The organism is Devosia sp. Root436 (assembly GCF_001426345.1).
In the GTDB taxonomy this organism is placed as follows: Bacteria; Pseudomonadota; Alphaproteobacteria; order Rhizobiales; family Devosiaceae; genus Devosia.
The window spans coordinates 54771-67238 of record NZ_LMEM01000016.1 but is presented as its reverse complement, the minus strand read 5'-3'; the positions used below and the strand labels follow the sequence as shown (position 1 = coordinate 67238).

Annotated in this window: 14 protein-coding genes; 3 read left to right on the top strand and 11 right to left on the bottom strand. The window is 63.3% G+C overall.

Annotated features, from left to right (window positions below; all coding sequences use genetic code 11):
* Position 1 precedes the first annotated feature (1 nt).
* Complete coding sequence (locus tag ASD04_RS18505; protein WP_056260204.1) at positions 2-1987, bottom strand: conjugal transfer protein TraG; 1986 nt, start codon at positions 1985-1987, stop codon at positions 2-4.
* Between the two features lie 410 nt (positions 1988-2397).
* Here ASD04_RS18505 and ASD04_RS18500 point away from each other — a divergent pair, with 410 nt between their 5' ends.
* The 3 genes from ASD04_RS18500 (at position 2398) to ASD04_RS18490 (ending at position 5559) form a co-directional block, all read left to right on the top strand.
* Positions 2398-2952, top strand: coding sequence for a hypothetical protein (locus ASD04_RS18500; protein WP_056260202.1), 555 nt, complete (start codon positions 2398-2400; stop codon positions 2950-2952).
* Positions 2953-3034: 82 nt separating this feature from the next.
* Positions 3035-5188: a hypothetical protein gene (locus ASD04_RS18495; RefSeq protein ID WP_056260201.1), complete on the top strand. Its 2154-nt coding sequence runs from the start codon at positions 3035-3037 to the stop codon at positions 5186-5188.
* Positions 5189-5280: 92 nt separating this feature from the next.
* Entirely contained in the window at positions 5281-5559 is a 279-nt protein-coding gene (locus ASD04_RS18490; protein ID WP_056260198.1) for an HU family DNA-binding protein, read from the top strand.
* A gap of 17 nt (positions 5560-5576) precedes the next feature.
* Here the strand turns inward: ASD04_RS18490 and ASD04_RS18485 are convergent, their stop codons facing one another.
* The 10 genes from ASD04_RS18485 to ASD04_RS18440 form a co-directional block, all read right to left on the bottom strand.
* Entirely contained in the window at positions 5577-7316 is a 1740-nt protein-coding gene (locus tag ASD04_RS18485; protein WP_056260197.1) for a VirD2 family relaxase/mobilization nuclease, read from the bottom strand.
* The gene (locus ASD04_RS18480) at positions 7313-8032 is read right to left on the bottom strand and encodes a lytic transglycosylase domain-containing protein (protein WP_156461336.1); all 720 of its coding nucleotides are present in this window, start codon (positions 8030-8032) and stop codon (positions 7313-7315) included. Before ASD04_RS18480 ends, ASD04_RS18485 begins: the two co-directional genes overlap by 4 nt.
* A gap of 3 nt (positions 8033-8035) precedes the next feature.
* On the bottom strand, positions 8036-8383 hold the full coding sequence (locus ASD04_RS18475; RefSeq protein ID WP_056260194.1) for a DUF736 domain-containing protein: 348 nt from the start codon (positions 8381-8383) through the stop codon (positions 8036-8038).
* A 33-nt stretch (positions 8384-8416) separates the two neighbouring features.
* Positions 8417-8974 carry a S26 family signal peptidase gene (locus ASD04_RS18470; protein WP_056260192.1) on the bottom strand — a complete coding sequence of 186 codons (558 nt, stop codon included), beginning with the start codon at positions 8972-8974 and terminating at the stop codon, positions 8417-8419.
* The gene (locus ASD04_RS18465) at positions 8971-9489 is read right to left on the bottom strand and encodes a DUF2840 domain-containing protein (protein WP_056260190.1); all 519 of its coding nucleotides are present in this window, start codon (positions 9487-9489) and stop codon (positions 8971-8973) included. Before ASD04_RS18465 ends, ASD04_RS18470 begins: the two co-directional genes overlap by 4 nt.
* Positions 9486-9740 (bottom strand): hypothetical protein, encoded by a 255-nt coding sequence (locus ASD04_RS18460; RefSeq protein WP_056260188.1) that lies wholly within the window; start codon positions 9738-9740, stop codon positions 9486-9488. Before ASD04_RS18460 ends, ASD04_RS18465 begins: the two co-directional genes overlap by 4 nt.
* Entirely contained in the window at positions 9737-10390 is a 654-nt protein-coding gene (gene parA, locus ASD04_RS18455) for a ParA family partition ATPase (RefSeq protein WP_056260186.1), read from the bottom strand. Before parA ends, ASD04_RS18460 begins: the two co-directional genes overlap by 4 nt.
* A complete protein-coding gene (locus tag ASD04_RS18450) occupies positions 10387-11442 on the bottom strand; it encodes a replication initiator protein A (RefSeq protein ID WP_056260184.1) in 1056 nt (351 codons plus the stop codon). Before ASD04_RS18450 ends, parA begins: the two co-directional genes overlap by 4 nt.
* 12 nt (positions 11443-11454) lie before the next feature.
* Entirely contained in the window at positions 11455-11709 is a 255-nt protein-coding gene (locus ASD04_RS18445; RefSeq protein ID WP_056260181.1) for a helix-turn-helix domain-containing protein, read from the bottom strand.
* A 137-nt stretch (positions 11710-11846) separates the two neighbouring features.
* Positions 11847-12353, bottom strand: coding sequence for a DUF2285 domain-containing protein (locus ASD04_RS18440; protein ID WP_056260404.1), 507 nt, complete (start codon positions 12351-12353; stop codon positions 11847-11849).
* Positions 12354-12468: the final 115 nt, after the last annotated feature.

Here is a 12468-nt window from a genome sequence, read left to right as displayed (position 1 = left end):
CTCACAGCATGCCGTCGTTGGGATCGAGATCGGCCTGCCGGGCGATCCGCTGCATGGACCGATTGAGATTGCGGGCGAGAATGGCGGGTTTCTCATCAGCATCGCGATCGGCGTCGAACTCGCCTTCGTTTGCCGGTTCGATATGGATCTGGGTGCTCCTGCTGAGTTCGGGCTGGCGGCGTTTCTCGGATTCGGTTGGGTCTTCGTCGTCGCCCGTGAGGACAATCGGCAGATCGCTGGCGTCGAGGACGGGCCGTTCTGGAACCGCGCGCGTGCTCCAGTCATCTGCCGGACGTTTGTCGACATGCGGAATGCCGGGGGGCGGCACAATGCGCTCGGTAAGCCGAACATCCTCATAGTAGCGGGCTTTGCGCGCGCGAATGGGGTGGATGCCGGCGACCATCACGACCTCGTCGCTGGACGGGAGTTGCATCACCTCGCCGGGGGTGAGGAGTGCCCGGGCGCTCTCCTGGCGCGACACCATCAAGTGGCCGAGCCAGGGCGAAAGGCGATGGCCGGCATAGTTCTTCATGGCGCGCATTTCGGTGGCGGTGCCCAGGGCATCGGAGACGCGCTTGGCCGTGCGCTCATCATTGGTGGCGAAGCTCACCCTGACGTGGCAGTTGTCGAGGATCGAGTTGTTGGGCCCATAGGCCTTCTCGATCTGATTAAGCGACTGGGCGATCAGGAACGCCTTCAGACCGTAGCCGGCCATGAAGGCCAGGGCCGACTCGAAGAAGTCCAGCCGGCCGAGGGCAGGGAACTCGTCCAGCATGAGCAGCAACCGGTGCCGGTCGCCGCGCGCCTTGAGGTCCTCGGTCAGCCGGCGTCCAATCTGGTTGAGCAGAAGGCGGATGAGCGGCTTGGTCCTGTTGATGTCGGAAGGCGGCACCACGAGGTAGAGCGTGCACGGCTTCGCCCCACTGACGATGTCGCCGATGCGCCAGTCGCAGCGCGACGTCACCGCCGCAACGACAGGATCGCGATAGAGGCCGAGGAAGCTCATCGCTGTGCTCAAGACGCCCGATCGTTCGTTGTCCGACTTGTTGAGCAGTTCGCGGGCGGCCGATGCGACCACGGGATGCGGGCCGGCCTCGCCCAGGTGAGACGTTTTCATCATCGCGCCCAAGGTCGCCTCAATCGAGCGGGCCGGGTCGGACAGGAAGTTGGCAGCCCCGGCCAGCGTCTTGTCCTGCTCGGCGTAGAGGACGTGGAGAATGGCGCCGACCAGCAGCGCATGCGAGGTTTTCTCCCAGTGATTGCGCCGCTCCAGCGATCCTTCTGGATCGACCAGAATATCGGCAATGTTCTGGACGTCCCTGACCTCCCATTCACCGCGGCGAACCTCAAGCAGCGGATTGTAAGCTGAGGAACTCGCATTGGTCGGATCGAACAGCAGCACACGGCCATGCTGGGCGCGGAAGCCGGCGGTGAGTTGCCAGTTCTCGCCCTTGATGTCGTGGACAATCGCCGAACCCGGCCAGGTCAGCAGCGAGGGCACGACCAGGCCAACGCCTTTACCGGACCGGGTTGGAGCGAAGCACAGCACATGTTCGGGACCGTCATGACGGAGATAGTCGTGCTCCAGCTTGCCAAGGACGACGCCGTCCGGTCCGAGCAGGCCCGCGCTTTTCACCTCAGCCTCTGTCGCCCATCGGGCGGAGCCGTATGTCGCGACATTATCGGCCTCCCTTGCGCGCAAGACCGACATGAGAATGGCCGCAGCAATCGAGAGAAGACCGCCGGATGCCGCAATGATCGCACCCTCGTTGAAGATGGATCGCGCATAGGCATCGTAGGAGAACCACCACCAGAAGAAGGCGGGCGGATGATAAACCGGGAAGCCCGCGAGATCGAACCAGGGCGTACCGAGCTGTGGTTGGAATCCGAGCCGCCAGGCCGTCCATTGCGTTGCAGACCACACTGTCGTCAGCACGATCAGCCCGACAACGACAAGCTGGCCCCAGAGGATTTTCGTTCCCGACATCGTCACTCTCCTTCCACCGAACAGTTCGGGCTTTGGAGTGGGAGATTTCAAGGCTGCATCTGCTTGGGTGGTATTCTGGCGGACAGCAGAGGGAAACGACAGGCGCGAGACGGCGCGGCGCAAGGAAGGAACATTCAAGACTGGCATGAAGATGACCGCGTGTGGATCGCGCCATCAAACTGACGTTCGCGGAAACGCTCGGTAGCTGATGTCTGTGCTAAGACGGGGCGGTTTACAAAGTGCCGTCGTAGGACGTGTCCGCAAAGAAATGCCGTTAGAAATACCCGGAGGTGGCCTTACGCGTGTGTTGCAAGTGACAAGAGAAATTTGCGCCCTGCTCGACGTGTAATTCCTCTTCTCTATACTTGTGGCTGGTGATAGCGTTGAAGAAGTGTCAACTGGGGGCTGGCATGAACTCGAGGTTTCTCGCGGTCGTACTATTTGTGCTCTTGTTCTGCGCTAGCGTAGAGGCCGTGGTCGCAGCGGACTGCAAACAGTCCGACATCATTGTCGCGGACCGCGCCAAGTTCTTCCCGACTATCAGGCGAGCGCTGGCGGTCATAGACGACGCTGGCTTGATTGGATTGGCAATGCCCTTCCGTGAGGGGTCAAGTGTCACGGAGTTCGCCGGCCAGGTCGCTCGGCACCAACCCAAGCTGCTCGTAGCGCACTTTTCAATGTTCGCCCCCGGTAGTTCCCAGCGCGGCGCGCTGCTGAGCGCATTCTTTGCGGCTCAACAAGCGAACGAGCCTCCACCGCTTCATTTCGTTGTCTACAGCTCATCAATTGGCCCGCAGGGCCACTCGCTGCGGTCCCTAAGAGCTCTGGGGTTTTTCGAGGCTATCGGCGACGACCAGATAACCTTGATCCACGTGCCCAATGGTCAGCGTTTTTTGCCCGGCCGGGGTGATGTGGAGTTGCGCGCAATCTTGAATGCTCTCCGGGAGCAAGGGATGTGCGAGTAGGAACCATGCTGCCAGTGCGAACGGCGCCAGTCCTTTGCGTTGTAGCACAACTGGTAAGCCGTTCTGGTCATCCGGGGACACCATGAAGGCTCGTACCAAGACTACCGAAGTCCTCTTGCGGCTGCCAATCATGGGCATCGCCGGCATCTACGGCGTGCTCTATTGGCTGGCTCCGTCGCAGATCACCGACGTTATCGCGACGACGCGGTTGGAAGGCTCAGTCACGCCGTGGATTGCATTCCTCGCGCCACCGATCGTCGCCGCTTTGGTCCATCTCGTTGTGCTTGGGTCGCGGACTAGAGTTCAGCGTTTGCCAGATGCAGTTCTGGCCAACCTGCCCCTACTGGCGTTGACAGCCATGACGGCCCGTTCGGCGCCGGAGGCACTCTGGTTCATGATCCCGGTGCTGGTTTTGAGCTTTGCCGCTTGCCTCCTGCTGACCCCCATTTTCAATGCTGCGGCGCGGCGTACTGATATTGTTGTGTCTGTCGGGACGCTTGCGGTCTTGGCCGTCGCTGTTGCGTCGATCCTTTTCTCGCCCGTCACGCTGCCGACCTTGATCGGTCCGCTTGGAGTGGTCACAGCGGGCATCGGGCTGATGGGGCTGCTTGTCGCGATCATATCGATGTATCCGCGCCTTGCAGGGATGTTTCTCGTTGTGTGCGTAGCTGCCGTTTTCTTGGAAGGGCCTCCACGGGCACTGCCGCTCTTCGATGCCTCAACATATGAGACGGGCACCGACTACCCGGTAACCGATGGACTCATTGCGTGGCTGGATGCGCGTGGCGACCTTCAAGACTACCGAGATGCTGATCGCCCGTACCCAGTAATCGTTGCTTCCTCGGAGGGTGGAGGAATCTACGCGGCAGCGCACTCCTACTTGGCCCTTAGTGCCATGCAAGGAGTCTGTCCGAGCTTTGCGCAGCATCTATTTGCTGCCGTCGGCGTATCGGGCGGCGGTGTCGGTCATTTGCTCTACTCGGCAAGCGTTGATGGGCGAGACTCAAAGAGCCGATTGGAGCCGTGCCATCCCCGCACCGACGACATCGATTTGTCCCCTCTGACTACGGACCTATTGTCTCCCGTAGTGGCCAATCTGCTTTTTGTTCAGGTTGCAGAATTTCTAATCCCCGGTCCTCAGCTTTTTCCGGACGGTGGCGATGTCCTAGCGGGGGCGATTGGCACAATGGTTCCGACTAGCGTAGTGCCGGCCGAGCCACTCCGAGCGAGTTGGAAGCCGGACACGATTCAGCCCGCATTGATCTTCATCGCGACCGACGCCGTCAGCGGCAACCGGTTTGTGATCTCGGCGCTCGGCGCCAGCGGCGCCACGAACGCGGAATCCTTCCCTTCAGGCAATATCGTCTCTGTCCACGACATAAGCACCAGCACGGCGGCGGTTGCCAGCGCGCGGTTCCCGTGGTTGACGGCGACAGCTCGACTTAAGGTATCCGAAAACTCTTATCGCGTGCTGGCCGACGGAGGCTATTTCGAGAACTCGGGCGCGGACACCGTCATAGACCTGGTCGGACAGATCAAGAGCCTCGCCTATCAAACGCAGAATTGCGGGGACGCGGAGTACTCGCTCAATGGTTCGGACGCATGCAAATGCCCACTGATCATAGAGACCAGATTCGACGCCCCGGTAGAATGGCAAGGCTGTTCGCGCCACATCTTTTTGGCGTATATGCCAATCTCAGGTCACAATGATCGGCTGCCGGGTTATGTTTATGAGGATGAACCCGCGCCCCCCCAGTCCTATGTGTTCGATCCCCTTTCGACCATGCTGCAGACTAGGGAAGCGCGCGGGCTGCTCGCTTTGGATCGCGCCAGGTCATACTTTGGCGGTCTGGACGATCCGAGCTTTGTTCAGGGAACAGGGGTCGACTTCGGCTTCTTCCCGCATCAAGTCCCTATTCAGGCCCTGAAGCTCCCACTCGGATGGAAGCTGTCCGAGAATGCGGCCACCGCAATCCTAGATCTGTCAGCGCCGACGGAAGCATGCGGACTATCGACGATGGTGGTGGATGAGCCAGCGCTTAGCCCGCCAGCGGCCGAGACGGCCCGCTCCCCCGAAGCTCCACTTGACTCGGGGTCCGTCGACAACGTCGGGCTCTCGCAGGATCCAACCGTTCTTGAGGCGGCGGCAAATGACAATGGCTGCAACATGAAGATGCTCGCTGCTCTTTTCAACCCTCGCGATTTGGCTGATGCCTACGCCATAAAGGGTTGGTGACGGCGCGTACCGCCAACGCGCGCTCTCGCCAGTGACAAGTATCCCGTGTCATGGCATAGGGCCGGCATCATTTCCAAACGAGGACCTATTTCATGACCACTGCAAATGAAATCGCCGACAAGCTCGCTACCGAGCACAGCCTGACCAAGGCGCAGGGCAAGGCGCTGGTCGATGGCGTGTTCAAGGCGATCGCCGAGGCGGCCGCCGCCGGCGAAGAAGTGTCCCTGCCGGGCTTCGGCAAGTTCAAGGTCAAGGCGACGCCCGAGCGCGACGGCCGCAATCCTTCCACCGGCGCCACCATCAAGATCGCGGCCGCCAAGAAGTTGACCTTCGCCCCGGCCAAGGCCCTCAAGGACAGTCTCAACAGCTAAGGCCTGCGCCGGCCCCTCTATAGGCCGATCCCTCGCTTCCGACTGAAGCTCCAACCGACACCGCCATCGCCGCGCGCGATGCCGGTGATGTGTTGCCCGATTTTCTTTTCGAGCGACGGCGTCCAGGGGACGAGTTGGAAGCCAAGCCCGTCATCGATCATCGCGAAGCGGCCCGATGCCAGGGCAACGCGCTGGCGGTAGGTGCCGGCAACATAGTCGCCGGTGGCGGCTTTGTTGAACGGTCGGCCGAGTTCGGTTGCCAGCTTGTCCCCGAGCGCTTCGAGCTCACGGTTCCGCAGGGTGTCCAGCAGCCTTCGCGCGAAGACGATCCTGCCGCCCTGACGTTGGGCAAGGCCTTCTGCGATCAGATGCTCGGCCCGGCGCTCGAGGGCATCCTGGACCTCGCGCCCGAAGCCGCCATTGCCGAGGGCGATGGGATCGCCAGATACGGCCTGCCGGTCGAGCCACGTTGCGCCATTCGCCGAGATCTGATGTTCGAGGGGAAGGTCCGATCGAGAGGCGAGGGCTAGGCGACGCCGGCCCTGCGTGTCGGTGAAGCCGCGTAACTCGACGATCGATCGGGGCGCGCTGTCGCCGGCGGCGTCCAGGTCGGGGAGCCTGATATGGTGAGCGCGGCCGTCCACGCCGTCGATCACCGCATAGGCCGTCCCCTTGAGCTCATCATTGAGCCCCCGCTCGACCAGTCTGCCGATGATCGGTTCGTGCATGTCTTCGCCGGCAAGCACCAAGCTGGCTGCACCACGCTCAATACCGGCCTTGGTCAGGCTGCGATGCATGCGCTTGATGATGTCACCGCGCTCGCCCAAGTCGCGCAGGGTGGGTTCGGCATCGTCGGCAAGATACCATTGGCCGTGACCGATCTGGTGCGCGACGCCTAGCCGTTCGAGGGTGCGGAGGCGGCCGACCTTGAGGGCGTGGAATTCGTCCGGCTGCTCGCCGGGGCGCGGCGCCAAATCTATAACGCCGCTCTTATGGCTGTCCCGCCAGATCTGGCGGTCAAGATTGGTCCAGCGTTCGGCATCGATCTGGCGCTCCAGCGTGCGGCGGATATCGTGGTCGTTCCGCGGGCCCAGTTCCTGAGTAATGAGATCACGCGCCCGGTCGCGCATGCCCTCACTGATATAGTCGCGAGAGATGACGAGGTTCTCGCCATCGTCGCGCATACCCCGCACGATCAGGTGGACATGTGGATGCTCGGTGTTCCAGTGATCGACGGCGACCCAATCGAGCCGGGTGTCTAGATCTCGCTCCATTTGCGCGACCAGGTCACGGGTGAAGGCGCGCAGGTCGGCCATCTCAACCGCATCGTCAGGCGAGACGATGAAGCGGAAATGATGGCGATCGTCCTTGCAGCGCTCCGCAAAGGTCTCTGCATCTGCGTCGCCTGTTTCGGGAACGAAGAGCTTGGCCTTCTCCCCGTCCCGGGTGACACCTTCACGGCGGAGATAGGAGAGGTGCGTCGGCAGGTTCCCGCCACGCATGTTCATCCGCACGACACGCGCCTTGATGACGGCGCTGCGCGAGCGCGCTGTGAGCAGACGGTTGGCCTGGACCGATGCGCGCTGACCGCGACCGAAGCGCGAGCGGTTGCCGGGACCGATCCCTCCCTGTCGTGAGACTGAGCCGCCGGCCTTCTGGGCGGAGGTGAGTGCCTGGGCGATGAAGGGTCGTGCGCGCTGCGCCTTGCTGGAGCGGATGCGGCCAGGGCGGACGCGAAAGTGGCGCTCGTCGCTCATGGACGCGACACCGCACATCGTACCAAAGTGTTGAAATGACTGACGAAGTGCGCGTTGGGCGATGTTGGCGCCAGAGAAGCACATCTCAAAAACGTCTCGCAAGTCCTTGAAATACAACACCCCAACCGCCGCGCACCTCGCGCCCCTTTATCCTGCCATCCTCCGGTTGCTGCTCTGGGTTCCTCCCTGCGCGCCCTCCACGATGCGCAGCGGTTCGCCATGCTCTCGGCCGGCAGTGGGCGGCCAGTCGCAAGATACTCGTCATAGCGACCCGGGCCTGCATTGTAGGCCGCGAGCATGGCGCCGATGCTGCCATAGCGGTCGAGCATCTGGCGCAGATAGGCGGTACCGGCGAGGATGTTGTCGCGCTGGTCGAATGGGTCGTCACCAAGCCGATGGAGCGCACGCAATTCGGCCCAGGTGTCGGGCATGATCTGCATCAGTCCTCTCGCCCCGGCGGACGAAACGGCGCCGATGTCCCGCGCGCTTTCGGCATCGAGGACGGCGCGTATCCAGTGCTCGGGAATGCGGAAGCGCAGCGATGCTTCGGCTATGTGCGCCGCGAAACGCTGATCGGAGGCTGATCGAACGGGCACGTCTTGCGCGAACACGGCGAGGGCAGGGGTGAAGAGCAGCAGGCCGGGAAGGAGAAGGATGGCGACACGGCAATGGATGCCGTGCCGCCGCGGAGCGCGACCGATGCGGTGCAAAGGCATGGGTCAGTCCTGCGCCTTGTCCGGCTCGTCACGCTTCTTCGGGCGCGTCCAGTGCAGTCCCCAGTCGCGGCCGCTCTCGTCCGACTGGACCAGACGGGCGCGGATCGGCTGCGCGAATGCGGGGTCGTCGAGAAGCACCGAAATATAGGTGCCGGCGCGGTCGCCGCTCTGGAGCCAGCCCGCACCGATCTCGATGCCGTCTTCATCGCCGCGGCGGATGCGATAGTCCGGCGCGTTCTCGACATCGGCATTGTCGGCGGGAACGAAGACGAGAGCTAGGTCGAGCGAGAGCGTGCGGACACGCCCTGAATAGCCCGACTGCGTGCGGGTGAACTGACCGATCTGTGCCATGGGAAGGCTCCTTTTCTGGCGGTTGGGAAGGGATCAGGGCGTGTCTGCTGGGTCGCCGACGTGCCAGTGGAAGCGGCCATCGCCGTCCGCGTCGGTCCAGACGGGAAGCGCCCGGGCTACGATGGTGGTGATGGGGAGCGGCCCGAAGTATCTGCCGTCGAGGCTGTCGGGCGCGTCCCAATTCATGAGGAAGATTTCGCTCTCGGCGAGCATCCGGCAGCCCTGCCAGGAGGGCAGTGGCCGGCCGAGGCGGTCGCGCTCGCGCGCCTCGCCGTACGCATGGTCGTAGGCGACGATGGTCGCGCCGCGCCGGCAAATCTTGGCGCCTGGCAACGCAAGTACTCGCTTGATCAGCGGCACGCCGAGCGGGAGATAGCGTCGCTCGGCGAGAAAGGCGGCGAGCGGCTCGGGCGGCGAAACGACCACATAGTCGCCGATGTCGGGGTGTTCCACAGGCGCAAGCCGATAGAGCCCGATCGGCACGCTGGCGGAAGCGTTCCAGATGAAGGCGGGGACGTAGTCAAACCAGGAGGGCGCGACGACGAGGGCGGCGGAGGCGAGCATGGTGACGATGATGGCGTGTTGGCTCATGGCTCCACGCTCCGGCGTTTGAGCCACGCGGCATGGCGGTCCGTGGTGTAGGGGGTTGGCTCCAGACCAGCGGCGATGCGGTGATGAACGTGTCGCCAGTGATCGGGGACGACATCGTAGGCATCGATACCGAGCGCCTCGATGGCGTCGATAATTTCGAGCACCCGTGCGACCTTCGGCCAGCCCTCGGCCTTGAGCAGGATGTCACCGCCGGGGCGCACGAAGGGCAAAGTCTGGAATGGCTCTCCACGCTCGATCGCGCGCACTATGTCGATGCGCGACAGCACCGTGCCGAAGTCGTTGGCCGCCCAGCGGATGAACGCGAAAATCGTGCCAGGAGCGAAGCCGACAAGGCGCCGATGTCGATCGAGGATATGTTCGTAGCTCTGCGGGCCGAAGCGGATCCAGTATTCGATGCGCTTTTCCCGCCAGGTCAGTTCGACCAAGGTGGTGTAGGGCGACGGTGCTTCGACCGCAGGCTGCATGCTCAATGGCAGCGAAGAAGGCTGCGTCATCTGGCGGCTCCCTCGTTGGCGGGGAATTCGCGATCGAGTAGGTCGCGCAGCATTTCAGCAACGGTGGTTCCGCGCTGGAAGGCGACCACCTTGATGCGGCCACGCAGTTCCGGCGTGACATCGATGGTGAGGCGCGCGGTGAAGCCGGATGCGGCTTGCCCTCGCGCTGCAGACCCATCGGCGGATTTGATCCACCGATCGGGATCGCCGGGGCGGGCGGCGAAGCTCTGCTTCGTGCTCGGCCCACTCATGGCAACACCGTTTCGATGCGCAGCCGCTCGATCTCGGTGACGAGCGCCGCGATCTCGCGCGCTGCCGGGCTGTCGTCATCCAACTCGCCAGCGAGCCGGCCGGTCTGTGCCGCCTCGGCGAAGACCACACGCTGGCCGATGGTCGTGGCAAGTACGCTCGGATCGTGGTCGGCGAGGGTTTCGGCGGTCTCCCGCGCAATAACCGTTCGGGCGCCACAGCGGTTGAGGACAAAGCGCGCGGCGAGCTGCGGGCGATAGATGCGCGCTTCGTTCAGCAGCGCCAGCATCTCAGCCGAGGCCCAACCGTCGAGCGGCGACGGTTGCACGGGGATCAGCACCAGGTCGGCGGCGAGCAGCGCGGAACGCATGAGCCCCGCAACACGTGGCGGTCCGTCGATGACGAGGTGATCGACATCACGGGCAAGCTCGGGCGCTTCGCGATGCAGCGTATCTCGGGCGAGGCCGACGACGCCAAACAGACGCGGCGCGCCACTTCGGCTGCGCTGCTGCGACCAATCGAGCGCCGACCCTTGGGGATCGGCATCGATCAGCGTGACGCGCTTGCCCCGGCGGGCCCATTCCCCGGCGAGGTGCAGTGCCAGCGTCGTCTTGCCGACGCCGCCCTTTTGGTTGAGGAGCGCGACGATCATCGGGCTTTCTCCCGGCGGGAGGGGCCGAGAAGGGATGAGTTATCCCCGGAACGCGCTTCCAAATAATAAGATTTAGATTCTTCTTTAGAGTCTTTACGGGAGCGATTCCGCTCGTCGGACCAAAGGCTTAACTGCGATCCGTGCGCCTGATGTACAGTTAGGTTTGCGCCTGATGTACGGATATCGTTTGCGCCTGATGTACGGATGTCTGGCGAAGTTACGCACAGGTTTTCCACAGGGCGGATGTGGACAAGTTCGGCAGCATCCACGCCGCGTTCGATGGCGAGCAGGTAGCCGGGAATCGGCTGACGCCGTGCGATGGCGCGTACGTCGATGGCAAAGTCTGAGTATCGCGCTTGCGAGCCGCTCTTGGCATGGAGGTGCCGCAGCTCAAACCGCCAACCGTGCCTCTGGCGCCCCGCATGCTTGCGCGCGATGCGGTAGAGCCAGCGCTCGATGCCACCGGTGAGGCGGAAGTAGTCAGGATCGATCGCGAGGACCAGGCGACGGTCGATGATGCCCTGGTAGAGCCATTCGGGCAGGACGAACTCCATGCCTTCGACACGGCCGCTGCGCGCGGCGAGCTCTTCCCACTCGTTGATCCAGGAGAACTGTTGGCGCCGCCAGTGCTCGCCGTGCCGGATATTGGTGCGGATGACGGTCGACTGGAGCCGGGTGAGGGCGCCCTTGATGAGGAAGTAGCTGCGCGCGCCGGTGCTGCGGCCGATGGCGTTGAGGAGCTGATAGGGCGTGAAACGGAAGAAGCGCGAGGTAGGAAGGCCGCGGTCCTGGGCGGCGAGAATCTGGCTGGCTGCCCAGATCAGGACGTCGGCGTCCCAGATGGTGGCCATGCCGTGTTCGGCGACGGCATAGACCTGCAATTCGACGTCACCGGCCTTGTAGTGGATCGGCGCAACCCGGCGCGACTTGGAGAGGGAAAAGAAGGGGTGCGCCATCAGATCCCGCTGGTCGCGGTGCGGCACGAAGCCGCTGATCGCATGAAACGGATCGAGTTGGGCGCGTTCGCCACGTTGGTGCGGTGATGTGGTCATGGGGCTCACCGGTCAGCGCGCAATCAGACGGCGGGCGGGATGGACGGTCCCGACGCCCGGGTCAGAGGTCGAGGTCTTGGTGCCCCGGTCGGCCCAGGCCTGGAGGTCTTCGAGGGAATAGACGACGCGCCCGCCGAGCTTTCGGTAGGCGGGACCGGTGCCATAGGTGCGGTGCTTTTCGAGCGTTCGATCTGACAGGCCGAGGAAGCGTGCAGCCTCGGGGGTTCTGAGGTAGCGCGGCGGCAAGCCGGCGGTATTGGAAGTCATGGTCGGGCCTCCGGACCTTCATTGGGGCCGCCGGATGCTGGCGGCGAATGAAGATCACGGTGGCGAAGATTGGAGATCGGAGTGGATGGGGAATTCCGGGTGGCCGAAATCCCCACCCCAAGCCGAGCTGTATTCGGCTATCTTTGCCGGCGATGACGCAGCAATTGACGATAGCCGCCGGCGATCATGGCAAGGCCGCCCTCCACGAGGCCAATGACGCTGTCGCGCAGGGCAGAGGTTTTCCAATGCTCGGCGCGAATGCGCTCAATGCCGTAAAGGACATCGGCGATTTGGCGATAGGAGGCGCCGTTCAGATGTCCATCGGTCGCCTGGAGCATGTGGCGATGGCGCCGCTTCTGCTGTTGCGTCAAACGGCGATCAGCCGGCATCGTTCGCCCCTGCAAGGCGCGCAGAAGACGGTCGATGGCGTCGATTCTGCCGTGCCCATTGGGGTCAAGCGGCACGAGCGCGGCGAGTGGGATGTCGGCTGCGACGCCAGCAAGCCGCACCAGACGAATTGTCTGGCCGCCGGCTTTGAGCAGGAAATGCACGCCTTGCTCGTCCGAGAGCGCGGTTGTTTCGCGCAACTCGGTGAAGAGGTTGTCGGCCGTCGGCAGAATGGTTGGCGCGTGCGTAAGCAGCACGGTGCTGGTATCCGCCTCGGCAGACCACAACACAGTATGCTCGCCAGCACTCAACGACGGCGAGACGAAAAAACTGCAAGCCCCATTTCCGATGGAGCTCGTGCTTCAGGGGAGG